The organism is Clostridium amylolyticum (genome assembly GCF_900142075.1).
In the GTDB taxonomy this organism is placed as follows: Bacteria; Bacillota; Clostridia; order Clostridiales; family Clostridiaceae; genus Clostridium_AA; species Clostridium_AA amylolyticum.
On the sequence record NZ_FQZO01000001.1, the window covers coordinates 116,085 to 139,048 of the forward strand.

Here is a 22,964-nt window from a genome sequence, read left to right on the forward strand (position 1 = left end):
CTTAAAGCTAAAAAACTCCATTAGGAGTTTTTGCTTTGTATCCTTCATTTTAAATTCTAAATTTTAAATTCTCAATTAAATAAGCATTCTAAGTTTTTAATTATTTTTGATTACTTAGATAATATGAGTAAATAATACCATCCACTATCACCTTAGCCATATCCATAATTAAGCTTAACCTAATACTTCTTGAAGTGAAAATTTCTGCATTGTCACAAGAATCTACTATTCCAATTATAGAAAACTCACCAACCTCGGGTAAGTTTTTTCCTACACCTTTTCCAGGGTGTATGGAATAATCTCTACAGTGAATTTCTCCCACAGAATCACTATCTCCTAAGCATGCATCTATTCCTAGTATATTACAATCTGGATGCTTAGCCTTTATTTCTGACAGCTTTTTTTCTAAGTTTAGAGCATGCATAGGTGATTTTATTGTTCCATATACAGGTAAAGGAATAAATTTTTCTAAAAGCATAGTGCCTACCAGCGGACCTAAACAATCTCCTATACATTTATCTGTTCCTATGCATACTATCACTGTTTTGTTGGTGATATAATTTCTCATAAAATATGCTATTTCATAATACGCAATATTAGATTGATGATGAATCTTCACCTTATTCAAAAACCACACCCCCTTTTTAATTTATATGAAGCTAATAGTATAAATATTAGAATAAAAAGTGCTATATTTGGAAAAATATATATAGAGGGGTGATTTATATGAAAAAAAAGTTTTTATCTATATTTGTGATATTAATAACCGCAATAACAGTATTTACAATGTTTCAAGGGTTTAAAGAAAAAGATGCAAATATTGATAGCAACCTATTTAAGGAAAAGTCTCCAAAAGTAAATTCTCTTAATACAGAAGAAAAGGAATCCAAGATAGACATAAGTAAAAACAATGAAGATGAAAACAAAAATATTAATCATGAAAAAGAAAATGATATCCATAATGAAGAAGATACAAATGATGTTCTTAAAGAGAAGAAAGTAGAAAAGGAGGAAGATTATAATCAAGATAAAAACTATGAAACTGCAGAAGTATTTAAGGTTAACAAAGATGAAATTAAAGATAAAATAACCTTAAATGAAAAAAGTAAGTTGCTACTTATTGCAGGAAAGCTGTCTATGCTGGATTATGCTAAAATAGTGGAAACAATGAAAAGCAGTGATGAAATGAATAGTGCATCTGAAATTTTTCAAATATTAAAGACTAGATTAAATGATGAGGATTATGCAAAAGTGAAAAAAATCTTAGAACCTTATATGTTTGTAGAAAATATTGAAAATAATATTTCTCAAAACAAAAATTAAATTGTAGAAATACTTATAATGTTCTTAAAAATAGTTATGTTATCTATACAAAAAAAATTGTGTCAAATGTATATTTTGATTATAATTAAAGAAATAATGAGCTTTAAAGACTATTAATGATTTAAATTGCTAATATTGACTTATATGGCAGCTTGAAATATAATGTATATGATTGTATACTATTCCTTGTCGGTTGGCATGTATGTGCTAATCAATAACAAGGAGGAGTTCCCGAGTGGCTAAAGGGGGCAGACTGTAAATCTGTTGGCTGACGTCTTCAGTGGTTCGAATCCACTCTCCTCCACCATTAAGTTAAATTTAGATATAATGCTGGCATGGCTCAACGGTAGAGCAGCTGACTTGTAATCAGCAGGTTGTAGGTTCGATTCCTATTGCCAGCTCCAAATATGGAGAAGTTCCCGAGTGGCTAAAGGGGGCAGACTGTAAATCTGTTGGCTGACGTCTTCAGTGGTTCGAATCCACTCTTCTCCACCATTATATCTATATTTATGGGAGCATAGCTCAGCTGGGAGAGCATCTGCCTTACAAGCAGAGGGTCACAGGTTCGATCCCTGTTGTTCCCACCATTTAATTTAATATATAATGCTGGCATGGCTCAACGGTAGAGCAGCTGACTTGTAATCAGCAGGTTGTAGGTTCGATTCCTATTGCCAGCTCCAATCATGGAGGAGTTCCCGAGTGGCTAAAGGGGGCAGACTGTAAATCTGTTGGCTGACGTCTTCAGTGGTTCGAATCCACTCTCCTCCACCACAAAAGACACTAATAATAGGTGTCTTTTATTGTTAAAATTGAATATGAATAAGTAATACTCTTATCAAGAGAGGTGGAGGGAAAGGGCCCGATGAAACCCGGCAACCGATGCATGTGCATTATGGTGCCAATTCCTGCAGTGATACTGCGAGATAAGAGGAGATGCAAGTAAGCCTCTTCTCTATGAAGAGGCTTTATTTATATTATTTTATGAAAGGAGTGAAAATTGTTTTTAACCTCTATGTTAAAAACAGAAAATTATGAAAAGATTATTTACATCTGAATCAGTAACTGAAGGACATCCAGATAAAATCTGTGATCAAATTTCCGACTCAGTTTTGGATGCTATACTTGAACAGGATCCTAGTGCTAGAGTAGCATGTGAAACAGCAGTAACTACTGGAATGGTAATGGTTATGGGAGAAATTTCTACCCATTGTTATGTGGATATTCCAAAGCTTGTTAGAGAGACTATAAGAGAAATTGGCTATGATAGGGCTAAATATGGTTTTGACTGTGACACTTGTTCAGTTTTAACTTCTATAGATGAACAATCCAGTGATATTGCAATGGGTGTTAACGAAGCGCTAGAATCTAAAAAAGGTGAGCTAGAAAAGGAAGATGCTGTAGGTGCTGGAGATCAAGGTATGATGTTTGGTTTTGCTACTAACGAAACCGAAGAATACATGCCTTTACCTATAGCTATGGCTCATAAACTTTCTAGAAAGCTTTCTGAAGTTAGAAAGAATGGCACACTTACTTATTTAAGGCCAGATGGTAAAACACAAGTAACCGTAGAATATGAGGATAATAAACCTGTAAGAATAGATGCTATAGTTATTTCAACTCAACATGGACCAGAAGTTACTCAAGAACAAATATATAATGATATTATGGAGAATGTAATTAAAACAGTAGTACCATCAGAGCTTATAGATAAAAATACAAAATATTACATAAATCCTACAGGCAGATTTGTTATAGGTGGTCCACAAGGAGACTCTGGACTAACTGGAAGAAAAATAATTGTAGACACTTATGGCGGTTACGGAAGACATGGTGGTGGAGCTTTCTCAGGAAAAGATCCAACAAAAGTTGACCGTTCAGCTGCTTATGCTGCAAGATGGGTAGCAAAGAATTTAGTTGCTGCTGGAGTAGCTGATAAGTTAGAAATTGAACTAGCTTATGCTATAGGGGTAGCAAAACCAGTATCTGTAGAAGTAGATACCTTTGGCACTGGTAAAATATCAGATGATAAAATTGTAGCAATAATTGAAAAAGTATTTGATTTAAGACCAGCTGCTATTATAAGAACCTTAGATTTAAGAAGACCAATATACAAGCAAACTGCTTCTTATGGTCATTTTGGAAGAACTGATCTTGATCTTCCTTGGGAAAAGTTGAACAAAGTTGAAGAAATTAAAAAAGAACTGGGAAATAATTAAAAACTTTTATAAAAAAGCTCATCCTCAAAAGGGATGAGCTTTTTTATATAGTTATTATATAATTTTTCCACCTATAATAACTTTTTCAATATTTATATCTTCATCAAAAATAACTAAATCTGCATCATAACCTTCAGCTATTTTTCCTTTATGATCTTCTACTTTACAGTGTTTAGCAGTATTGTAAGATGCCATTTTTACTATCTCATATAGAGGATAGTTAGTATTTTTATATACATTTCTTACGGCCTTATCCAAAGTTAAAACAGATCCAGCTAAAGAGCCATTGGCAATTCTTGCTGCACTATTAGAAACTATAACTTCTTGACCTCCAAGAGAGTATTTTCCATCTGGCATACCGCAGGCCATCATAGCATCAGAAACTAAAAGTACCTTGTCAGTTCCCTTTTGTTTATAGGCAACCCTAAGGGAAGGATAAGATATATGAATGCCATCAGAAATAGTTTCTGTGGTTATTTCACTATCAAAAATTGCACCTACCACACCAGGCTCTCTATGGTGGAGAGGGGTCATGGCATTATATAAATGAGTGGAGTGGCAAACACCGCATTCTATTCCCTCCATAGCCTGTTTATATGTAGCTTTAGTATGTCCCATAGAACTTACTATGCCTTTGCTAGAAAGATATTTTATTAATTCTTTTGCTCCTTCTACTTCTGGGGCTAAAGTTACACAAATCACGCTCTCTTCATAATCTCCAGCCATATACTTAAAGGATTCTATAGAAGGTGATAAAAGAAAATTAGGGTTTTGAGCACCTATCATTTCACCGTTTATAAAAGGACCTTCTAAATGTACTCCAAGAATATTAGCTCCATCGGTACCAGAAATTTTGGCTTCATGTATAGCCTTAACAGCTTTTTTAACCTCATCCTTGTCAACGGTCATGGTAGTGGGTAAAAAGGATGTAGTACCATGTTTAGATATCACTTTAGCTATGGTATTTAATGCATCAAAGGTACCTTCCATGGTATCTCTGCCTCCGGCTCCGTGAATATGAACGTCTATAAACCCAGGAGATACATAAGAACCTTTAGCGTCTATTATCATATCGTCTTCCTGGTTTTCAGGGTTTATTTTAACTATTACACCATCCTTTATTTTAACAGAGCCTTCCTCTATTCTATCTTGATAAATAATTTTACAATTTTTTATTAACATTTAATCACCTCATTGTGTCTTTTGGTTATAATTAATACTATGGTTTATAAATATTATACATTATTATTATGATATAATATTATATATTTGTAAAATTCTTTGTAGTAATTCTACTATTTTAGTTCAGGAGAGATGAAATGGAAGAAATTTCAGGCTTAATTGAAGATTTAATATATAAAAATCAAGATAACGGCTATGTGGTAGCAAAGTTAGATAATTCTAAAGACAGCATTACAGTGGTAGGGTATGTTCCTTATCTAATAGAGGGACAAAATGTAAAGCTAGGGGGAGAGTGGGTGAAGCATCCACAATTTGGCACGCAGTTTAAAATTTCTACCTGTGAAGAAATAAGACCAAATACCTTAAGCGGTATTGAAAAATATCTTTCCTCTGGGATTATTATGGGTATAGGACCTGTTACTGCTAAAAAGATAGTGGGAAAGTTTGGGGAAGATACTTTAACGGTATTAGATAAAAATATTGATAGGTTAAGAGAAATAGAAGGCATAGGGGACAAAAAGATAGAAACTATTAAAGACTCATATAGTAAGCAAAGAGAAGTACAAAATATTATGATATTTCTTCAAACTTATGGAGTAACTCCTACCCAATGTATGAAAATTTATAAAAGATTTAGCAGCCAATCCATTGAAGTTGTAAAGGGAAATCCTTATATTCTTACGGAAGAAATCTCAGGTATTGGGTTTAAAACAGCAGATAAAATAGCTAGGAATCTCGGTATGGAAAAAGATTCGCCTTTTAGGATTCAAAGCGGTATAAAATATGTAATAAATGAATTTTGTTCTGAAGGAAATACCTATATGCCTATGATAAATTTGGTTAAGGAGGCTTCTAATATCCTTAATGTTTCTAATGAAAAGATTATGGAAGGTATATATAACACCGCTTCTGAAAGTAAGATTATCATTGAAAACATAAAAGATGAAAATGTTGTATTTAATCTTCCTTATTACTATTGTGAACTTGGAATAACTAAGAACCTACTAAATATTGCATTAGTAAAATATTCAGATTTAAATATATCAGTGGAAGAAGAAATACAAAACTTTGAAAAAGAAAACGGTGTATCCTTTGCACCATCCCAAAAAGAAGCAATAAAAGGTGCCCTGGAAAATGGCGTAGAAGTAATAACCGGTGGGCCGGGCACAGGTAAAACTACCATTATTAAATGTATAACTCATATCTTTGAAAAGTGTGGCATGAGAGTGATAATGGGAGCACCCACGGGAAGAGCTGCAAAAAGGATGACAGAATCTACTGGAAGAGAGGCAAAAACTATACATAGACTTCTAGAAATGGGAGTAAAGGAGGATGAATTAGAGATTTTTTCTAAGGATGAAGACTCCCCTTTAGACTGTGATGTAGTAATAATAGATGAGGCATCCATGATTGATGTGGTACTGATGAATAGCCTTTTAAAAGCTATTAAGCATGGAACTAGGTTAGTTATAGTGGGGGATGTGGATCAATTACCTTCTGTGGGACCAGGAAATGTTTTAAAGGATATTATTAATAGCAGCTGTGCCCCTGTGATAGCTTTGAAAGAGATATTTAGACAGTCAAAAGAAAGTTTAATAACATTAAATGCCCACAAAATTAACCAAGGTGATATGCCCTTATTAAATGAAAAAAACAAGGACTTTTATTTTATTAATGAAGAAAATCCTGAAATGATACTTAATATACTTTTAGATCTAGTCAACAAGAGGCTACCTAAATTTAATAGTAATTGGGATAGATTAAAAGATATGCAAATTTTATCTCCTATGAAAAAGGGAAACTTAGGCGTAGTTAACCTAAATCTAAAGCTTCAGGAGATATTAAACCCATTTAAAGAAAATAAACCTGAAAAAATTTATAGGGATACTATTTTTAGAGTGGGAGATAAAGTAATGCAGATTAAGAACAATTACACACTGAAGTGGGTTAGAATATCTGGATTTGGAGAAAATGAAGGTGTTGGGGTATTTAATGGAGATATGGGCATCGTTGAATACATTGATGAAGACGAAGGTACACTTTCTGTTATATATGATGAAGAAAGAAAAGTTATTTATGATAATGCTACTTTAGATGAATTGGAGCTGGCATATGCCATAACAATACATAAAAGCCAAGGTAGCGAATTCCCTGTAGTTATAATACCAGCTTTCATGGGATCCCCATTTTTAATGAATAGAAATTTATTGTATACAGCTATTACCAGAGCGAAACAATTTGTAGTTATTGTAGGTTCTATTAAAGCATTGAGATTTATGGTGGAGAATAACAGAAGCTTTGAAAGGTATTCTTCCCTAGAGTGGAGGATATCCTCTGTAATAAATAGTGGTATGGTATCCAATAAGTAATGGAGGTATTATTGTGGTTATTGAACCTTTAAAAAATTCAAACATATATGATTATATCTTTAAGAAAATTCGCGATTGGTATGCTAGTGAAAAATTGTGTGTATTAAATTTAGTTACTACTCCATACAACACATCTTTAATATTAATAGATTTAATAAAGGAGCTAATTAGTCAAAATAAAAATATTCTCTATATTACTAATAAAGATGAAAAAAATATTGAAGTTTTAAAACATATAAAAAGAGAAAAAATATTTAAAAGTTATAGCTATTTTAGGAGTGGAGAAAATAATATTAGTGCTAATATTATTTTTACTAGTCATGAGAATGCCTTATATTTTAATAAAGCTGTAGATATTATAATTTATGACGATATAGAGGGGTATTCACCTTACTCCAAAGTAGAAATACAAGAGCTTTTAAATTATTTATATAGATATTCTCCTAAGATAATCGCCTATTCTATCGAACCTATATTTTTAAATACCACAGTAATAGATGTACCATGTATTAAAGGAAATTGCCCTATAACAGAACCCAGGTTTTTATCTACTCGCATAGATTTAAAGAAAGATATACCTTACATGATGTATGAATACTTAACCTGGTTTACTACCTTAAAGAGAAAGGTGGTTATATATACTCCTAATGAGGAGAGTTCCGACAGAATATATGAATATTTGTTGGCTTTAAAAGAAAATTTAAATACCCTTATTCATAGGTTTAGAGGTAATAAAAAAGATAGAAATTTGGAGTATTTACTAAAGAGCAGAGATGTATCTGTTATTGTAGTAACCAATGATTATGAAGATTATTTCGAAAGTTTAAGTAATTTGGATATTATTGTGTATAACTCAGAACATAGAAACTTTGATTATAAAAAGATAGTATATTTTTGCGGAAAAGTTGGATTATTTAATAGTAAAACAAAAGGTGAGGTGCTTTTATTAGCAAATGAAATCACAACGGAAATGGAAAAGGCTAAGGACATTACAAGAAGGTATAACATATTAGCATGGGAAAGAGGATTTTTAAGTTAATTAAAGGTTATTTTTATTATTTTTTAGAGCTATTGTACCCCTTTGATGATAAATGTCTTTGTTGTGGTGAGCAGGCTGAAAGCTATATATGTCCTAGATGCTTTAAAGGCATAAGCTTCGTAGATAAAGAATGTTTCACATCATTAGAAGACATAAACATTAGGTGCTATAGCTGCACATACTATTCTCATACTATGAAACAGCTTATATTAAACTTTAAATATAAAAGGGATTTTTTGTGTAGTGATTATTTTACTATTTTAATGAAAAATTATATTATAAATAATAATATAGAATTTGATATAATAACTTATGTGCCTTCAGATAAAAAAGCACTAAAGAAAAGAGGATTTAATCAAAGTAAGGTGTTAGCAACTAAAATAGCTGAAGTATTAGATAAAAAATGCCTAGATTTATTAGCAAGAAAAAGCGGCGCTTTAGAACAGAAGAGACTATCTAAAGAAGATAGGTGGAATAACTTAAAAGAAAGCTTTTCAGCAAAACCTACAGTAGAAATTAAAGATAAAAAAATACTTATTATCGATGATGTTTTTACCACGGGAGCCACTGCTTATTATTGCGCAAAGGCATTAATTTCTAGTGGAGTAAGTGAAATAATAGTATTGACCTTGGCCAAAAGTAATGTATAATATTACTGTAGCTAGGTTTGTGGTTGAAAGTCGATGCCAGTCGCAGGCAAAACGATCCACGTAAGTTAAACAAAGTTTTAATGATCATGGTGCGGCTTAGAAGTAAGACCTGCCAGTATAAACTGAGAGAGTTAGTAGTGAGAGGGTAATTCTGGGTAGCAAAAGCTCCAGCAGGCGAGTGTGGGGTCAAAGACCAGGTCAACTAGCTAATAAAAAAAGTTATCAACATTAGTTGATAACTTTTTTTATTCCTCCACATATTATTATAACCCTTTTCTAATAATATAGCAAAGGGAAGCTGCTAGAGATACTTAATGATATAAAGAGGAAATGATGGTTAAAATATATTTAATATATTAAATATTCTGTTAATTTGTCCCCTATTGTGTTGTTAAGGAAGAATTAAGAAGGTAAAATAAATGTATAAACATCAACTTTAAAGATATATATTTAATAATAACTAAAATTTCTTTAAAGTTTGGAAGGAGCTGGATTATATGAAAGTGACAGTAATAGCAAAAAACATTCAATTAACCAATGCATTAAAGGAAGCAGTAGAAAAGAAAATTTCAAAGCTTTCAAAATATTTTAATTCTGATGTAGAAGCAAAGGCTACCTTAAGTGTTCAAAAGAACAGGCAGAAAATTGAGGTTACCATTCCTTTCAACGGTGTTATTCTAAGAGGTGAAGAATCCACTGAAGATATGTATAAATCTATAGATTTAGTTGAAGAAAAGCTAGAAAGACAAATAAGAAAGCAAAAGACAAAATTGGCTAGAAGGCAAACAGGAGATTCCTTAAGATTCTCAGCCATTGAAAGTCTTAATGGAGATTATTATGAAGATGAAGACGCTAAAATAGTTAAAACAAAAAGGTTTACTATTAAACCTATGAATGAAGAGGAAGCACTTTTACAGATGGAACTTTTAGGACATAGCTTCTTCGTATTTTCTAATGCTGAAACAGGAGATGTAAATGTCCTTTATAAGAGAAAAGATGGAAATTACGGTTTAATTGAACCGGAATACTAAATAATTGAGAATTTAGAATTGAGAATTTAAAATGAAGGAAGAAACTCACAGAGTTTCTGTGAATATATTAAAAAAGAAGCTTCCGCTGAAGCTTCTTTTTTTTATATATTTGTAAGTTTTTCTGGCTCTTTTTCAGAAAAACTATCCTTCATTCTCAATTTTAAATTCTAAATTCTCAATTGTTTTTATATTGATATCTTTGATAAATAAGTGTTATAATCTAAGTTGTATTATTATAACGGAATTGTGAGGATAATAAAATGGGATTATTTGATAAAATTTTTGGAACCTACAGCGAAAGGGAAGTAAAAAGAATAGTACCTATAGCTGAAAAGATCGAAAGCTATGATAATGAAATGAAAGCTTTAAGTGATGAAGAACTAAGGGCTAAAACCTTTGAATTTAAGGATAGAATAACTAAAGGTGAGTCTTTAGACCATATATTACCTGAAGCTTTTGCTGTAGTAAGAGAAGCCTCTAGCAGAGTGCTAGGTATTAAACATTATAAGGAACAGCTTATAGGAGGAGTGGTTCTTCATCAAGGAAGGATTTCTGAAATGAAGACAGGAGAAGGTAAAACTCTAGTGGCAACACTTCCAGCTTACCTTAACGCATTAACAGGTAAAGGAGTTCATGTAGTTACAGTGAATGACTACCTAGCTAACAGAGATAGAGAGTGGATGGGTCAAATTTATGAATTCTTAGGTTTAACCACCGGAGTTATTCTTCATGACCTTAATAACGATGAGCGTAGAGCTGCTTACAATGCTGATATTACTTATGGAACTAACAATGAGTTTGGCTTTGACTATTTAAGAGATAACATGGTTATCTATAAAGAAGAAATGGTGCAAAGAGAACTTAATTTTGCCATAGTGGATGAGGTGGACTCTATACTTATAGATGAAGCAAGAACTCCACTTATAATATCTGGAGCTGGAGAAAAGTCTACAGATTTCTATAAGATAGCAGACTTCTTTGTTAAGAGACTATTTAAGGAAAAACATTTTACCATAGATGAAAAAGCTAATGCGGTTATGCTTACAGATGAAGGTATAAAGGAAGCAGAACTTGCTTTTGGAGTAGAAAACTATGCAGATGCTGAAAATATGGAACTGCAGCATTATATAACTCAAGCTTTAAAAGCAAATTATTCCATGAAAAAAGATAAAGACTACATGGTTAAAGATGGAGAAGTAATAATAGTAGATGAGTTTACCGGAAGACTTATGGAAGGAAGAAGATACTCTGATGGTTTACATCAAGCTATAGAAGCTAAAGAAGGTGTAAAAGTTGAAAGAGAATCAAAAACCTTAGCTACCATTACTTTCCAAAACTATTTTAGAATGTATGATAAACTTTCTGGTATGACTGGTACTGCTCAAACAGAAGAAATTGAGTTTAGAGAAATATATGGACTTGATGTAGTGGTTGTGCCTACTCATAAGCCAGTAATGAGAACTGACTACCCAGATGTGGTCTATAAATCATCAAAAGGAAAGTATAATGCCATAGTTGAAGATATAGTTGAAACTCATAAAAACGGTCAGCCTATATTGGTGGGTACTACTAGTATAGAAAAGTCAGAAATGATTTCATCATTACTTAAAAGAAAAGGAGTACCTCATCAAGTACTTAATGCTAAGTATCATGAAAAAGAAGCAGAGATTGTATCCCATGCTGGTGAGTTTGGAATGGTTACAATAGCAACAAATATGGCAGGTAGAGGTACTGATATAAAGTTAGGTGAAGGTGTAGTAGAAGTCGGAGGACTAAAGATAATAGGTACTGAAAGGCATGAATCAAGACGTATAGACAATCAGTTAAGAGGACGTTCTGGTCGTCAAGGTGACCCAGGTAGTTCAAGATTCTATATTTCACTAGAAGATGATCTTATGAGAATATTTGGATCAGATAGGCTACAAGGCATAGTAGATAAACTTGGTTTGCAAGAAGATGAAGCTATAGAAAGCAAGATGGTAACAAAGTCTATTGAAAACGCCCAAAAGAAAGTGGAAGGAAATAACTTTGATATCAGAAAGACTTTACTTGGTTACGATGACGTAATGAACATGCAGAGAGAAATTATATACAAACAAAGAGCACAGGTTCTAAATGGAGAGAATTTAAAAGACCAAATTCAAGAAATGATAGAAGAAGTTATTAAATCAGCTGTGGATTCACATATTAGTGGCGTTGAAGAAAACTTCCAAGAGGACCTAAAGAACCTATTAAGCTATATTGAAGATTTATATCTTCCACATGGAAGTATAACTTTAAATGAACTTTCAGACTTATCCAATGATGAGATTAAGAGTAAATTCATTAACTTCAGCCATAAATTATATAATGAAAAAGAAGAAGAATTCGGGGAAGAACAAATGAGAGAAATTGAGAGAGTAGTTCTTCTTAGAGTTGTAGATTCTAAATGGATGGATCATATAGATAATATGGATCATTTAAAACAAGGTATAGGACTTAGAGCATATAAGCAGCAGGATCCTGTTCAAGCATATCAGTTTGAAGGTAGTGCTATGTTTGATGAAATGATATACAATATCAAAGTAGACACAGTTAAATTCTTATACCATGTTAAAATTGAAAGTGTACCTGAAAGAGAAAAAGTTGTAGAAGAAACTTATACTAATTCCACTGATGACTCAGTTAAAAAACAACCTATTAAAAAAGAAGAAAAAATTGGTAGGAATGATCCATGCCCTTGTGGTAGCGGTAAAAAATATAAGAATTGTTGTGGTAGAGAAGTAGTATAATATTATAAAGATAGGTTTATGCCATAGGTATAAATCTATCTTGTTCTTTTAAGTTTTAAAATAAATAAGGGGTGATTAGATGCTGTTAGAACTAGACAATGCATTAAACAGTATTAAAGAACTAAAAGAAACTTTAAATGAAATGAGTGTTTCACTTTGACCCAGAAACTCTAAACAAGAAAATTGCTGAACTAGAAAATAAGATGCAGGAACCTGATTTTTGGGAAAATCCATCTAAAGCTCAAGAAATTACTCAAGAAGCTAAAAGAATGAAGGATAAGTTAGAAAAGTATCATAACTTAAATGAAAAATTAGAAGATAACCAAGTTCTTCTTCAATTATTAGAACAAGATGATGAAGAGTCTTTAAAAGAAATAATTAAAGAGATAAAAGTATTATCTGAAGAGGTTGAAAGCTTTAGAATCGAAACTTTATTATCAGGTCAGTATGATAAAAACAATGCTATACTTACCCTTCATGCAGGTGTGGGAGGTACTGATGCCCAGGATTGGACTGAAATGCTACTTAGACTTTATACTAGATGGTGTGAGAGAAAAAAATATTCTATAGAAACTATTGATTTCCTTTCTGCTGATGATGCGGGGATAAAGGGTGTTACTCTTAAGATAAAAGGAGATTACGCTTATGGATATTTAAAAGCTGAAAAAGGAATTCACAGGCTTGTTAGAATTTCACCTTTTAATGCTAATGGAAAAAGGCAAACTTCTTTTGCCTCCGTAGAAGCAACTCCAGAATTAACTCAAAGCCAAGATATTGAAATAAATCCAGTAGATTTAAAAATAGATACCTATAGGTCTGGTGGAGCCGGTGGTCAGCATGTTAATAAAACCGAATCGGCCATTAGAATAACACATTTACCTACAGGTATAGTGGTCCAATGTCAAAATGAAAGAAGCCAGCACAGTAATAGGGAAACTGCTATGGCAATGTTAAAGTCTAAGTTAATAGAACTTAAGGAAAGAGCCCATAAGGAAAAAATCGAAGACCTTACTGGTGAGCTAAAAGATATGGGATGGGGAAGTCAGATAAGATCGTACGTGTTTCATCCATATACATTAGTAAAGGATCATAGAACCAACGCTGAAACAGGTAATGTGGATGGGGTTATGGATGGAGATATAGATATGTTTATTGCTGAGTATCTTAAGAAGAGCAGTAATGGTACTATATCTATATAAAATAAAGAGGATTTATCACTTATATCATAAGTGATAAATCCTTTAATTTTAATCAGCTTTCAAATAAAAAATGGTAAGTAAAAATGAAAATAGTAAAGAAATAATTAATCCGGGATAATTATAATAAATATATAGGTTTTCCTTATAACTTTCTTTAATGAGTACTTTAGAGAAAGCACTAAAGGTATCTTTTATGGAGGAGATGCCTATAAAGTCACTTTTATCCCTGGTACTATGAATCCTTTCTAAATCCTCTTGGCAAAAGGTTACCGCTTCAATACCCATTTTTCTAAAGTACTCATGATCGCTGGAGTCCTCGTAACTATGGTTATAAGATATATTTCTATCTCTAAAGGATTGAGATAAATTCTTTATTAAGTTTGTAGCTTCACTATCATTTTTACCGCCCATTAGGCTTAAAGGTATGGACTTATCGCTTCCTATCATATCAAAGTTGTATATTTTTGAGTTTTTTATATCATTATAATTCCTATCAACAAAAGCTTTAGATCCTAAACAACCAAATTCTTCTGCATTAAAGGCTACAAAAATAATGTCTTTATCAGAGGATCCTAACTTACTTACATATCTTGATAGTTCCATTAAGAATGCCGTACCAGAGGCATTATCTAAGGCCCCATTATATATATTTCCTAAACTATCTGAACCTATGTGATCAAAGTGAGCAGTTATTATTATAGAAGGTTTATGGCTGTATATACCTTTATGCAATGCGGTGATGTTATCTACTTCTGTCTTTTGTATTTCATAGGGTATACTTAAATTAATTTTATTGTCTTTATTTAATTCAAGTAAAATATCCTTATAAGTACTTGCTGCTATCATTATATACATATCCAAAGCAGAGTTAGCTATAAAGGAACTTCTAAAGTTAAAATCTTCGTTTTTAGGTACAAATAATACTATTTTACTGTTATCAGTTTTTACTAATATAGAGGATTCAGTAATATTAGTATCCTTAATGGAAAATTTTATCCTGTTAGTTCTAAAATTTATAAAGTCCTCTTTATATTGCAATCCATATTTATAAGTTTTTATTATATTGTTATCTTTAGAAAGAACTTCAAGGGTAGGAGTTGTACTGTTTAATTTAGGATAATCTACCTGGAAAGACTGATGGAAGCTATCTTTATAGGGGATTAAATTAGAATTTATAAAAGATTCTTTTATAAATTCCCCAGCTATGTTGTTTTCAAAGCTGCCAGCAAGTCTTCCTTTTAAATTATCTGAAGATAAGAAGTTTATATCATTTATAATTCTTTGGGTGTCAAAACTAATTAATTTTATATAATAGGAAAAAAACAGATTAAGTGATAATAAAAAACATACTAAAAGATATTTTATCGTAATTCTCATATTTACCCTCATTAAATAATTTATATAGATACTTATGAATTAATAATACTATATATTACATGCATAAAATACCAATTACTTGAAAATCATTGTGAAAAACTATATAATAAATAATTGTACTAGGATAAAGGAGGCTTTTATGAATAATATACAGAATGTTTTAGCTAAAGAGCTTGAAATTTCATTAAAACAAGTAAATAGTGTAATAGAATTGCTAGATGAAGGCAATACAGTACCATTTATCGCCAGATATAGAAAAGAAAAAACTGGTGGATTAACAGATGAAGTATTAAGAAAATTAAGTGAAAGATTAGAGTATTTAAGAAACTTACAGCAGAGAAAAGATGATGTTATACGACTTATAGAAGAGCAGGGTAATCTTACAGAAGAAATAAAAAATAACATACTAAACTCAGAAACTATTACAGAAGTAGAAGATATATATAGACCCTTTAAGCCTAAAAAGAGAACAAGAGCTACCCAAGCTTGTGAAAAAGGGTTAAAACCTTTAGCTTTAAGCATATGGGAAGGCAATTTACATAGGGACTTAAATGAAGAAGCAGCTATGTTTATAGATGAAGAAAAAGGAGTTAATTCTGCTTCAGAGGCATTAGACGGGGCAACGGACATAATAAGCGAAATGATATCTGATAATGCTGATTTTAGAAAATGGATAAGAGCTTATGTAAAAAGAGAAGGAATAGTTCTTACTAAAGGCTCTTCTTCTGAATCCACTCCTTATGAGATGTATTATGATTATAAAGAACCTGTAAGAAGCATACCTCCCCACAGAATACTAGCTATTAACAGAGGAGAAAAAGAAAAAATATTATCAGTTAAAATAACAGTGGATGAAGATAGAATTATTAATTACTTGAATACCAATTGCTTTAAAGGAAACAAAAATACAGATTATATAATAGAAAAATCCGTTAAGGATTCTTTAAAAAGATTAATATATCCTTCTGTGGAAAGGGAGATAAGAGCAGAACTTACTGAAAAAGGTGAAGAAGGAGCCATAGTTATATTTAAAGCTAATTTAAAGGCACTTCTTATGCAAGCTCCTATTAAGGGTAAGAGAGTTATGGGGTATGACCCTGGATTTAGAACTGGCTGTAAGGTAGCGGTATTAGATGATACAGGAAAGTACTTAGATAAGGCTACTGTATATCCCACAGTTCCTAGAAAGGACATTAAAGGCACCATAAGTACCTTAAAAGAGCTTATATACAAATACAATGTGGACATTATATCTTTAGGTAATGGAACTGCTAGCAGAGAGTCAGAAGAAGTAATCAGCGAAATGTTAAGCGATATTAAAAAGGAATGTAATAAGGATATATACTATGTAATAGTATCAGAAGCAGGAGCTTCAGTTTATTCAGCTTCAGAATTGGCACAAAAAGAATATCCAGATTTAGATGTTACCATAAGAGGAGCTATTTCTATAGGTAGAAGACTTCAAGATCCTTTAGCAGAGTTAGTTAAAATTGATCCAAAATCCATAGGAGTAGGACAATATCAGCATGATGTGGCAGGTAAAAGATTGGATGAGTCTTTAAAAGGGGTAGTGGAAGATGCTGTAAACTCAGTAGGGGTAGATTTGAATACAGCCACACCTTCGCTTTTATCTTATATAGCTGGTATAAGCCCTTCTATAGCTGAAAATATAGTTACATTTAGAGAAGAAAATGGTAAGTTTAAAAACAGGAAGGAACTATTGAAGGTTAAAAGGCTTGGTCAAAAGGCCTATGAGCAGTGTGCAGGGTTTTTAAGGGTTACAGATGGCAAGGAACCCTTAGATAATACTTCTGTGCATCCAGAGTCCTATGATAAAGCAAAGGCACTTATGGAAAGGCTTGGATATAGCGAAGAAGATTTAAGAAAAAGCAGACTTAAAGATATAGATGAGAGAGTAAGTTCCATAGGTATGGAAGCTTTAGCTAAGGAATTAGATATGGGAATACCTACCTTGCAAGATATAATAAAAGAAGTTAAAAAACCAGGAAGAGATCCAAGAGAAGAGTTACCAAAGCCTATTTTTAAAAGTGGAGTTATGGATATAACTCAGCTTCAACCAGGAATGATACTTATGGGAACAGTGAGAAATGTTTCAGATTTTGGTGCTTTCGTAGACATCGGCGTGCATCAAGATGGGTTGGTGCATAAAAGTCAAATGGCAGATAAATTTGTAAGACATCCTTTAGATATCGTTAAAGTAGGTGATATTGTAGAGGTTAAGGTATTAGAAGTAGATGAAAAGAGAAAGAGGATATCTCTTTCCATGAAAAAATAATAAAACTTAATAGCAAATATTTATATTGCATTTTATCTAAAACTTGAATATAATATAAGTATAAATAAATAACAATTATCTTCAGGGCAGGGTGCAAATCCCTACCGGCGGTAAAGCCCGCGAGCCGTAAGGCATGATTCGGTGAAACTCCGAGGCCGACAGTAAAGTCTGGATGAAAGAAGGTAGAAATGTTTTTGAATTGTTTTTCACGCCCTGATAATTTATCAGGGCTTTTTTATTTCTAAATATTATCTAACAAAAGCCTAAAACAATTCAGCAGTTCTCCATGAAGGTATGAGTTAATATTATCTTTAGGAGGTTTTATTAATGAATAACAATGTTTCAAAAACCACAAATTTCTTGGTGAAAAGTGCTGTACTTTCAGCTATTGCAGTAATCTTTATGTATTTCGAATTTCCAATTTTACCTGCTTTTCCATTTTTAAAAATTGATTTAAGTGATGTACCTGCATTAATAGGTGGATTTGCTTTAGGGCCAGCAGCGGGATTAATCATTGAAGCTTTTAAAAATGTGCTTATAATTATAATAAGAGGATCAGAAAGCGGTGGGGTAGGAAATCTTGCGAATTTTATTATAGGAGCTTCTTTTGTATATCCGGCAGCTCTTATTTATCACAGAAGAAGAACTTTTAAAAGTGCATTAGTATCCATGTTAGTAGCTATTGTTTCTATGGCATTTTTTGGAGTTTTAGCAAACTACTTTATACTTATACCTTTGTATATGAAAAACATGCCAACAGACAAGCTTATTAATTATGTTATTTCAGGTATAATACCATTTAATATGATAAAGGGAGCTATTATTTCTGTATCTACCCTAGCAATTTATAAAAAAGTTTCACCTGTAATTCAAAAAGAAAATCTAATAAGTAGCAAAAAACTTGCATAAAAAAGTGGGGATTAATTTAATCCCCACTTTTTTAAATTTAAATATAAAAATATTTAAATTATTAAACTAAAAGTATTTCCACATTATAAGGGCATCTTCATGATTGTCTTCGTAATATGCTTTACGTATTCCTTCTTCTTTAAAGCCATATTTTTTATAGAGATTCTTAGCAGGTTCGTTAGAGCTTCTAACCTCTAAGGTCATAGCGGTAACCAGTTGATATTGACACTGCTTTATCATAGCTTTCAGTATGCTATCACCTATACCTGTACCTCTATAATCCGGATGTACAGCGATATTAGTTATATGTGCTTCGTCTATTATTATCCACATGCCTCCATAGCCTAAAACACTACCATCTTTTACAGCTACAAAATACTTTGCAAACATATTTAATAGTTCTTTTTCAAAGGAATCCCTGCTCCAGGCTATAGGAAAACTTACATTACTTATTAAGAGTACATCTTGAAGATGCTCTTCCTTCATTGGAAGAATTTCATATTCCTGCATTTTTATTTCCCCATCTTTTTATCATATTCTCGTTCTGCTTGAGGCTTTCTTAAGTATATTGGAGCAGAAATATTTAAAGAATCATGATTACCTTTTAATAATTCTTTTAAACCAAGTTCACCTAAAGCAGAAGCTCTAGGAAAGTTTAGGTGTTTTGGAGCAAAGATAGAATCTTTGAAATTTGCTTTTAAATAATCACTGTGCAATAAAGCACCGTCGCCAACAAAATGTATTTTTTCATTATATTTTGTAAGTATTTCCACCAGTTCTTCCAAGGATAATGCCATATATTCAGTTAAAGGCTTTAATTCACCATTTTCATAGGTATAGATGCAAGAGTAAACATTGTTTCTTAAGGCATCCATCATGGAACATATAATTCCTGACTGGGTGAATATATTGTATGCTAAGGCATCTAAAGAGGATACTGATACGCAGGGTTTACCACTACCCATGGAAAGTCCCTTTACAGTAGCCATACCTATTCTAAGTCCAGTAAAAGAACCCGGTCCTTTGGAAACAGTAAAGCCATCTATTTCTTCTATGGATATATTTAAATCCTTAAGGAGGGTTTGGAGCATAGGCATCAATAACACAGAATGCTGCTTTTTATAATTAAGATTAAACTCTCCTAAGGTACCTTCTTCAGAAACCAATGCTACAGAGGCAGTTTCTCCAGAAGATTCTATACTTAATACTTTCATAGTTCCAGCTCCTTTATATAGTCATATCTATCACCGTGAGGGGTGATATTAATTATCCTGTAATTTTCCCCCTCATCCGGCACTTTATTTATACTAATATGAACATAGTCTTTAGGTATTAATTCTTCTATATATTCAGCCCATTCAATTACACTTACCGCAGAGGAAAATATGTACTCATCAAAACCAATAGCATAGATTTCATCAGGGTCATTTACCCGATAAACATCAAAATGGTTTAATTTAATTCTTCCACTATCATATTCATTAACTATGGTAAAGGTTGGGCTTGTGATATTTTCTTCTATGCCTAAACCTAGGGCAATACCCTTGGTAAGGTGAGTTTTACCAGAACCGATATCCCCATCTAAACAAAAAATATCCCCTGGTTTTGACATCTCGCCTATTTTTTTGCCTAAAAGCAGGGTTTCTTCTAAGTTATTAATTGTTAATTTCATTACTAAACCCCTTTCTTTAAAGAAAAGTACAGTATATATTTTAACCAATAAACTAAAAAAAAGAAAGTAATAGTGGACATTTAAACCATATTATATATTAATTATTGATTAAATAGTTTATTAATTAATGTAAATAAGATAAAATAAGAATAATGACTTTGTAAATTTACTAAATTGTACTGGTAAAGAGGTGGATTTCATGAAAAAACAAAATGCAGTTATTATTTTGATAGTTACTATAATTTTAACTGCTATAGGTTGTAATACACCTAAGATAAACGAACCCAATACCCCTATATCTGAAGAAAGAGATACAGTCTTAAATATTACTACTACAAATAAGTCCTTATATTATATGGTAAAGGATATCATTGGAGATAAACATAATGTGGATTATATGTTTAAGGATGAAAAATCTCTTTGGAGCTTTGTTTATAGCGATGACAGTTTAAACAATATAGCTAAGAAGGATCTATTTATATATATGGGCAGCAATTATGAACCCTGGGTACCAGCTTTCAATGACAACATAAAAAAGAGCAAGGTAGGAATGATAAATGCATCTCGTGGGGTGAAAATTTTAAATCTCACTAAAAGTAAAACCTACGGAAATAAGGAAATAAAAGAAAACCCATATTACTTTATGAGTATAGATAACTATAAGATAGCTCTGCTAAATATTAAAAATGCAGTACAGGATAAAGATCCTAAGAATAGACAATTTTACGAACAAAACTTTAATAATAAAATTAAGATGGTAGATGAAAAAGCAGACAAGCTTAAAAGTTTAGCTGATGAACTGAAGGAATTTTATGTAGCCCTTCCTAATGATAATTCAGATTATCTTATAGAGTACCTAGGATTAAAATCAATAAAGCTAAATGATGTTCTAAAAAATGAAGAGGAAGTAAAGAAGTTTGATGATAAGGTTAAGGATAAAAAAGGAAAAATTCTGTTTTTTTATACTGAGGATGCGGAAAAAGAACTATATGAACCTTTAATTTTAAAGTATTCCATGAAACCGCTAAAAGCACCAGGTATTAATGGAGATATGGAATATAGCTATTTACTTGATGAGCTTATTAAAAATTTACAGAACATAATAAATAATAAATAAAATTAATTTAAATATAGCATAAATAAAATAATTAATTGTATAATTAACTTATATAAAAGGATAAAACCAAAGGAGGGCTATTATATGCTGGTAAAATCAATAATGGTTTCTAAAGAAAATCTTACCACTGTAACCCCAGAAGTATCCATTAAAAAGGCTTTAGAGCTTTTAAATGAAAAGGGTTATTTATCATTACCAGTGGTGGATGGACAGAAGTTTTATGGGGCGATATCTAAAGAAAAAATTTACTCTTTCTACTTTGAAAAAGGTGAAGACAAGAAGTCTGTTTTAGAAGACTTTACTGTGGAGCAGCTTCTTAGGAAGGACATACCTACTATAGAAACTTGGAAAGAGGTAGAAAATGCTGTTGTACTTTTAGAATCACAGAAAATTCCTTTCGTTGCTGTAGTGGACGAGTTTGAAGATTTTAAAGGAATTTTAACACATAAGGCAGTATTTCAACAATACACTCAAGTGTTTGGATTAAATAAAGGGAAAAGATTAGCAGTAATCGCTTTTGATGTTCCTGGACAGATATCCAAGCTTGCTAGAATACTTACTGAAAATAATGCTGACATAATAAGTTTTGTGGCTGTAGATCCTGAAAGTGTTACAGAGGTTAAGGAAATAGTAGTAAGGATGAAAACAGACAAAATTGACAAAATCGAAGAAGAAGTAAGGGCTGCAGGATTTAAGATAATTTAGAATTTAGAATGAAGGAAGTTTTTCTGATGGAAAGAATCAGAAAAACGTACAAATATAATTTAAAATATATAAGTAATTAAGGGAAGCCGTTTTGGCTTCCCTTAATTACTTTTTAGATTACCTTGATGCTAAATCACTTATTATGTTATGGCCAGAAATGAAATAAATCCAGTACAGAGGAAAGAATTTTATTACGCCAACTTTTATAAATCCCTATACCGAAAGATATTGCACCAATTATTGTTAGTGGTATGCCTAATGTTGCGTTGGTATTATCTTGAAATGCAAAGTAAAAGCAAATCATACCTATAGTAATAAATAATAGGCATGGCATTATTTTCTTCATTAACACATTCTCCTCCCGATTATTGGAATATAAATATAAGTTAATACTAAATTACAGCAAATTTATATGTTAATTATAACATTAATTCCAATTTAATTGATGTCTTAAAAAAATAAGTATACCATTATCTTTTATATAAATATTGGTTGTCAATTTTTAAACTCCTTCATCATACTATATAATTATAAGGTACATTGCTTTGTACAATAAAGCTCTTAGTTTTAACGGTTTTTCATCCTGCATTTTATATTCTAAATTATTCTTTAATTTTTACTGTGGTATTTACTTTACCATTAAGATTTTTAAACTAACTGTAAAATTACTATTGATATTTTTTTGAATCTGTTATAGAATAGTTATTGTCCATGTGAAGGGGTATAGCTCAATTGGTAGAGTAGCGGTCTCCAAAACCGTTGGTTGCGGGTTCGATTCCTGCTGCCCCTGCCAAACAATGGATATAAACAAATATAGGGGTATGGCTCAACGGTAGAGTAGTGGTCTCCAAAACCATTGGTTGTGGGTTCAAATCCTACTGCCCCTGCCAAAATAAAAGTCACTAGAAAGATTTTCTAGTGACTTTTGTTTTAATTATTTAAAATATAATTTCAAAAATGGATTCTGTGAACAGCGTTATAAATCAATAATAAATCATGAACATTTGAAGCATAAGCATCTGCATTATTTATCCCATAGCTAACCGCTCCTAATACCCAATTTATTCAATTGTTAGTATAAGGAGTACTAAATCCTGGATAAATTCTT

General features: G+C 31.8%; 19 protein-coding genes, 8 tRNA genes and 2 riboswitches. Of the genes, 20 read left to right on the forward strand and 7 right to left on the reverse strand.

Translation table 11 applies throughout. The features are described 5' to 3' along the window. Positions 1-100: 100 nt before the first annotated feature. The gene (yyaC, locus tag BUA82_RS00585; RefSeq protein ID WP_073003798.1) at positions 101-628 is read right to left on the reverse strand and encodes a spore protease YyaC; all 528 of its coding nucleotides are present in this window, start codon (positions 626-628) and stop codon (positions 101-103) included. A gap of 98 nt (positions 629-726) precedes the next feature. On the opposite strand from yyaC, the gene BUA82_RS00590 reads away from it, so the two are divergent. The 8 genes from BUA82_RS00590 to metK all read left to right on the forward strand — a co-directional run bounded on the left by BUA82_RS00590 (position 727) and on the right by metK (position 3,539). Further along, positions 727-1,323 (forward strand): hypothetical protein, encoded by a 597-nt coding sequence (locus BUA82_RS00590; RefSeq protein WP_073003799.1) that lies wholly within the window; start codon positions 727-729, stop codon positions 1,321-1,323. 221 nt (positions 1,324-1,544) lie between these two features. Continuing rightward, positions 1,545-1,630 (forward strand) — tRNA-Tyr (locus BUA82_RS00595). Between the two features lie 22 nt (positions 1,631-1,652). After that, a tRNA-Thr gene (locus BUA82_RS00600) sits at positions 1,653-1,727 on the forward strand. Positions 1,728-1,732: 5 nt separating this feature from the next. After that, positions 1,733-1,818: transfer RNA gene (locus BUA82_RS00605), tRNA-Tyr, on the forward strand. 16 nt (positions 1,819-1,834) lie between these two features. Beyond that, positions 1,835-1,910, forward strand: a tRNA-Val gene (locus BUA82_RS00610). An 18-nt stretch (positions 1,911-1,928) separates the two neighbouring features. Continuing rightward, positions 1,929-2,003 (forward strand) — tRNA-Thr (locus BUA82_RS00615). 5 nt (positions 2,004-2,008) lie between these two features. Continuing rightward, positions 2,009-2,094: transfer RNA gene (locus BUA82_RS00620), tRNA-Tyr, on the forward strand. Between the two features lie 58 nt (positions 2,095-2,152). Beyond that, a riboswitch (SAM riboswitch) is annotated at positions 2,153-2,253 on the forward strand. 101 nt (positions 2,254-2,354) lie between these two features. Next, the gene (gene metK, locus BUA82_RS00625) at positions 2,355-3,539 is read left to right on the forward strand and encodes a methionine adenosyltransferase (RefSeq protein ID WP_073003800.1); all 1,185 of its coding nucleotides are present in this window, start codon (positions 2,355-2,357) and stop codon (positions 3,537-3,539) included. A gap of 54 nt (positions 3,540-3,593) precedes the next feature. Here metK and nagA read toward each other — a convergent pair whose 3' ends face one another. Continuing rightward, positions 3,594-4,721: an N-acetylglucosamine-6-phosphate deacetylase gene (nagA, locus tag BUA82_RS00630; protein ID WP_073003801.1), complete on the reverse strand. Its 1,128-nt coding sequence runs from the start codon at positions 4,719-4,721 to the stop codon at positions 3,594-3,596. 137 nt (positions 4,722-4,858) lie between these two features. On the opposite strand from nagA, the gene recD2 reads away from it, so the two are divergent. From recD2 to prfB, 6 genes are all read left to right on the forward strand, one after another. After that, positions 4,859-7,090 (forward strand): SF1B family DNA helicase RecD2, encoded by a 2,232-nt coding sequence (gene recD2, locus BUA82_RS00635; RefSeq protein WP_073003802.1) that lies wholly within the window; start codon positions 4,859-4,861, stop codon positions 7,088-7,090. Positions 7,091-7,103: 13 nt separating this feature from the next. Next, the gene (locus BUA82_RS00640; RefSeq protein ID WP_073003803.1) at positions 7,104-8,129 is read left to right on the forward strand and encodes a hypothetical protein; all 1,026 of its coding nucleotides are present in this window, start codon (positions 7,104-7,106) and stop codon (positions 8,127-8,129) included. Further along, positions 8,105-8,779 carry a ComF family protein gene (locus BUA82_RS00645; RefSeq protein ID WP_073003804.1) on the forward strand — a complete coding sequence of 225 codons (675 nt, stop codon included), beginning with the start codon at positions 8,105-8,107 and terminating at the stop codon, positions 8,777-8,779. The genes BUA82_RS00640 and BUA82_RS00645 overlap by 25 nt, the downstream gene beginning before the upstream one ends. A 497-nt stretch (positions 8,780-9,276) precedes the next feature. After that, positions 9,277-9,810: a ribosome hibernation-promoting factor, HPF/YfiA family gene (hpf, locus tag BUA82_RS00650; protein WP_073003805.1), complete on the forward strand. Its 534-nt coding sequence runs from the start codon at positions 9,277-9,279 to the stop codon at positions 9,808-9,810. Positions 9,811-10,070: 260 nt separating this feature from the next. Further along, complete coding sequence (gene secA / locus BUA82_RS00655) at positions 10,071-12,581, forward strand: preprotein translocase subunit SecA (RefSeq protein ID WP_073003806.1); 2,511 nt, start codon at positions 10,071-10,073, stop codon at positions 12,579-12,581. Between the two features lie 79 nt (positions 12,582-12,660). Continuing rightward, a protein-coding gene (gene prfB, locus BUA82_RS00660) for a peptide chain release factor 2 (protein ID WP_143148543.1) occupies positions 12,661-13,780 on the forward strand; the annotation gives its coding sequence in 2 pieces (ribosomal slippage) (positions 12,661-12,738 and positions 12,740-13,780; 1,119 coding nt in all). A gap of 48 nt (positions 13,781-13,828) precedes the next feature. Here the strand turns inward: prfB and BUA82_RS00665 are convergent. Then, positions 13,829-15,157, reverse strand: coding sequence for a M28 family metallopeptidase (locus BUA82_RS00665; RefSeq protein WP_073003808.1), 1,329 nt, complete (start codon positions 15,155-15,157; stop codon positions 13,829-13,831). 139 nt (positions 15,158-15,296) lie between these two features. On the opposite strand from BUA82_RS00665, the gene BUA82_RS00670 reads away from it, so the two are divergent. Both BUA82_RS00670 and BUA82_RS00675 read left to right on the forward strand, forming a co-directional pair. Continuing rightward, the gene (locus BUA82_RS00670) at positions 15,297-17,453 is read left to right on the forward strand and encodes a Tex family protein (protein ID WP_073003809.1); all 2,157 of its coding nucleotides are present in this window, start codon (positions 15,297-15,299) and stop codon (positions 17,451-17,453) included. Between the two features lie 73 nt (positions 17,454-17,526). Then, positions 17,527-17,641, forward strand: a riboswitch (FMN riboswitch). A 139-nt stretch (positions 17,642-17,780) separates the two neighbouring features. Then, positions 17,781-18,362, forward strand: coding sequence for an ECF transporter S component (locus tag BUA82_RS00675; protein WP_073003810.1), 582 nt, complete (start codon positions 17,781-17,783; stop codon positions 18,360-18,362). 66 nt (positions 18,363-18,428) lie between these two features. Here the strand turns inward: BUA82_RS00675 and rimI are convergent, their stop codons facing one another. The 3 genes from rimI to tsaE are packed head-to-tail and all read right to left on the reverse strand — an operon-like array spanning position 18,429 to position 20,034. Beyond that, the gene (gene rimI, locus BUA82_RS00680) at positions 18,429-18,872 is read right to left on the reverse strand and encodes a ribosomal protein S18-alanine N-acetyltransferase (protein WP_073003811.1); all 444 of its coding nucleotides are present in this window, start codon (positions 18,870-18,872) and stop codon (positions 18,429-18,431) included. Positions 18,873-18,874: 2 nt separating this feature from the next. Next, positions 18,875-19,576 (reverse strand): tRNA (adenosine(37)-N6)-threonylcarbamoyltransferase complex dimerization subunit type 1 TsaB, encoded by a 702-nt coding sequence (tsaB, locus tag BUA82_RS00685; RefSeq protein WP_073003812.1) that lies wholly within the window; start codon positions 19,574-19,576, stop codon positions 18,875-18,877. Next, complete coding sequence (gene tsaE / locus BUA82_RS00690; protein ID WP_073003813.1) at positions 19,573-20,034, reverse strand: tRNA (adenosine(37)-N6)-threonylcarbamoyltransferase complex ATPase subunit type 1 TsaE; 462 nt, start codon at positions 20,032-20,034, stop codon at positions 19,573-19,575. The genes tsaB and tsaE overlap by 4 nt, the downstream gene beginning before the upstream one ends. Positions 20,035-20,233: 199 nt before the next feature. Here tsaE and BUA82_RS00695 point away from each other — a divergent pair, with 199 nt between their 5' ends. Together BUA82_RS00695 and BUA82_RS00700 are read left to right on the forward strand one after the other, a co-directional pair. Beyond that, positions 20,234-21,151, forward strand: coding sequence for a metal ABC transporter substrate-binding protein (locus tag BUA82_RS00695; protein WP_073003814.1), 918 nt, complete (start codon positions 20,234-20,236; stop codon positions 21,149-21,151). Positions 21,152-21,235: 84 nt separating this feature from the next. Further along, complete coding sequence (locus BUA82_RS00700) at positions 21,236-21,856, forward strand: CBS domain-containing protein (RefSeq protein WP_073003815.1); 621 nt, start codon at positions 21,236-21,238, stop codon at positions 21,854-21,856. Between the two features lie 145 nt (positions 21,857-22,001). Here the strand turns inward: BUA82_RS00700 and BUA82_RS00705 are convergent, their stop codons facing one another. Beyond that, entirely contained in the window at positions 22,002-22,202 is a 201-nt protein-coding gene (locus tag BUA82_RS00705) for a hypothetical protein (RefSeq protein WP_073003816.1), read from the reverse strand. Positions 22,203-22,573: 371 nt separating this feature from the next. On the opposite strand from BUA82_RS00705, the gene BUA82_RS00710 reads away from it, so the two are divergent. Together BUA82_RS00710 and BUA82_RS00715 are read left to right on the forward strand one after the other, a co-directional pair. Next, positions 22,574-22,649: transfer RNA gene (locus BUA82_RS00710), tRNA-Trp, on the forward strand. Positions 22,650-22,671: 22 nt separating this feature from the next. Next, positions 22,672-22,746, forward strand: a tRNA-Trp gene (locus BUA82_RS00715). Positions 22,747-22,964 lie beyond the last annotated feature (218 nt).

Coding starts and splice junctions, on each gene's coding strand:
- BUA82_RS00670 (WP_073003809.1), top strand. CDS start 15,297: ATGAATAATATACAGAATGTTTTAGCTAAAGAGCTTGAAATTTCATTA.
- hpf (WP_073003805.1), top strand. CDS start 9,277: ATGAAAGTGACAGTAATAGCAAAAAACATTCAATTAACCAATGCATTA.
- BUA82_RS00700 (WP_073003815.1), top strand. CDS start 21,236: ATGCTGGTAAAATCAATAATGGTTTCTAAAGAAAATCTTACCACTGTA.
- BUA82_RS00695 (WP_073003814.1), top strand. CDS start 20,234: ATGAAAAAACAAAATGCAGTTATTATTTTGATAGTTACTATAATTTTA.
- secA (WP_073003806.1), top strand. CDS start 10,071: ATGGGATTATTTGATAAAATTTTTGGAACCTACAGCGAAAGGGAAGTA.
- BUA82_RS00645 (WP_073003804.1), top strand. CDS start 8,105: ATGGGAAAGAGGATTTTTAAGTTAATTAAAGGTTATTTTTATTATTTT.
- tsaE (WP_073003813.1), bottom strand. CDS start 20,034: ATGAAATTAACAATTAATAACTTAGAAGAAACCCTGCTTTTAGGCAAA.
- BUA82_RS00705 (WP_073003816.1), bottom strand. CDS start 22,202: ATGAAGAAAATAATGCCATGCCTATTATTTATTACTATAGGTATGATT.
- BUA82_RS00675 (WP_073003810.1), top strand. CDS start 17,781: ATGAATAACAATGTTTCAAAAACCACAAATTTCTTGGTGAAAAGTGCT.
- metK (WP_073003800.1), top strand. CDS start 2,355: ATGAAAAGATTATTTACATCTGAATCAGTAACTGAAGGACATCCAGAT.
- rimI (WP_073003811.1), bottom strand. CDS start 18,872: ATGCAGGAATATGAAATTCTTCCAATGAAGGAAGAGCATCTTCAAGAT.
- tsaB (WP_073003812.1), bottom strand. CDS start 19,576: ATGAAAGTATTAAGTATAGAATCTTCTGGAGAAACTGCCTCTGTAGCA.
- nagA (WP_073003801.1), bottom strand. CDS start 4,721: ATGTTAATAAAAAATTGTAAAATTATTTATCAAGATAGAATAGAGGAA.
- BUA82_RS00665 (WP_073003808.1), bottom strand. CDS start 15,157: ATGAGAATTACGATAAAATATCTTTTAGTATGTTTTTTATTATCACTT.
- recD2 (WP_073003802.1), top strand. CDS start 4,859: ATGGAAGAAATTTCAGGCTTAATTGAAGATTTAATATATAAAAATCAA.
- BUA82_RS00590 (WP_073003799.1), top strand. CDS start 727: ATGAAAAAAAAGTTTTTATCTATATTTGTGATATTAATAACCGCAATA.